General features: G+C 56.9%; 1 pseudogene. It reads left to right on the top strand.

Annotation, left to right across the window (positions count from 1 at the left end):
- Positions 1 to 144: pseudogene (locus ACEN88_RS34995) on the top strand (IS5/IS1182 family transposase); the annotation flags it as partial.
- Between the last annotated feature and the right edge of the window lie 174 nt (positions 145 to 318).

Genomic DNA, 318 nt, shown 5'->3' with positions numbered 1-318 from the left:
AAAGCCTGGATGGGATCGGCACACTTCCTGACGAAGGGATTGGACCGCGTGAAGACCGAGATGAGCCTGCATGTGCTCGCCTATAATTTCAGGCGCTTGATGGCGATTCTGGGCATGGCGAGCATGATGAATGCGATCAGGGCGTTTGCCCGCTATCCGCAGTTATACCAGAGGCTCTGGGCGGGTTTCCTGCCAACCCCGATGAAAACACCGAAAAGAAGCTGGGGCGTCTCGCGGCGCTTTCCGATGCTTTGCAATTAGTCCTGGCTCGTGTAACCGAGCTCCCAGGCTTCGGTTTCGCGTTTTTACACGGCCTGG

This window comes from Massilia sp. CT11-108 (assembly GCF_047302915.1).
In the GTDB taxonomy this organism is placed as follows: Bacteria; Pseudomonadota; Gammaproteobacteria; order Burkholderiales; family Burkholderiaceae_D; genus Telluria; species Telluria orientalis.
The sequence above is the reverse complement of the archived record's forward strand: the minus strand, read 5'-3'. Positions and strand labels throughout refer to the sequence as shown.